Origin of the sequence: Mesorhizobium sp. M2A.F.Ca.ET.067.02.1.1 (genome assembly GCF_004023285.1) — a bacterium.
Classification (GTDB): Bacteria; Pseudomonadota; Alphaproteobacteria; order Rhizobiales; family Rhizobiaceae; genus Mesorhizobium.
Genome location: NZ_RZSB01001497.1, coordinates 1 through 385, shown reverse-complemented (window position 1 = coordinate 385; position 385 = coordinate 1). Strand labels below are relative to the sequence as shown.

Sequence of the window (385 nt, the reverse complement as noted above, 5' to 3'; positions counted from 1 at the left end):
ACGCAGACCGCGACAGAAGCGCTGCATAGTGCTCGCGATGAACTCACCAGAAAGGCGAGCGACTATGCCTCGGAAGCAAAGCAGGCGTTGTTCAACAAGGCCGAGGGAACACAACACGATGTCAGCGCCAGCCTGAGGGTCTTTGGCGGAGCGCTGCGAGCGGCAAGCGAACACCTTGCCAACAACGATCAACGAACCGCATCGAAGTTCGTCCTCGATGCCGCGGGCGGCCTCGAACGGCTTTCAACTTCATTACGGGACAAGCCATTCGAAGAGGTTCTTGGCGAGATCCAATCGTTCGGCCGCGAAAATTCCGGGGCGCTGATCGCCGGTTCAGTGTTGGCAGGCTTGGCGCTGGGGAGGTTCATCAAGAGCTCATCACGCC

Annotated in this window: 1 pseudogene; it reads left to right on the top strand. The window is 59.2% G+C overall.

Annotated elements, in window-relative coordinates:
* Positions 1-385: pseudogene (locus tag EOA28_RS38495) on the top strand (hypothetical protein); the annotation flags it as partial.